This is a genomic window from Mesorhizobium sp. M7A.F.Ca.CA.004.04.2.1, from assembly GCF_004022825.1.
Taxonomy (GTDB): Bacteria; Pseudomonadota; Alphaproteobacteria; order Rhizobiales; family Rhizobiaceae; genus Mesorhizobium.
The window spans coordinates 1-466 of sequence record NZ_RZPH01001781.1; the positions used below are offsets into that span (position 1 = coordinate 1).

Consider the following 466-nt stretch of genomic DNA (forward strand, 5'->3'; position numbering starts at 1 on the left):
GCGGATTTCCAGCACCATGCCGCGGCCGTCGGCGGTCAGCCGCTCTTCCTCGAGCTCAGGCTCCTTCATCAGCCAGTGGGCGATGCGCCGGTAGAGCTGGACATGCGGGCCGCCGCCCTCGAAGCCGCGCGCCCACAGCCAGCCCTGATCGGACAGCAGCATGCCGACGCGGCCTTCGCCCTTACGGTCGAGCAACAGCAGCGGCCGGTTGTCGGCGCCCTTCATCACCACTGCGCCTTCGGGATTCTGCACGCCGATGGTGCGGAACCAGCGGCTCCAGTGCGGCGGCTCGGTGGCAGAGCCATCCAGCCCACGCGTCACCGGGTGGCGCTGGCCGAGTTCGGTGAGGCGCGGATAGAAGGCCTTGTCGACCACCTCGCCGGTCGGCATCGCCGGCAGGGCGGACATCAGCGGCGTACGCGCGATCGAGCTTTCGCCGGCATATTCGGGGCCGGCCGCGATCAGC

General features: G+C 70.2%; 1 pseudogene. It reads right to left on the minus strand.

Features of this window, described 5'->3' with window-relative positions:
* Positions 1–466: pseudogene (locus EN893_RS37550) on the minus strand (hypothetical protein); the annotation flags it as partial.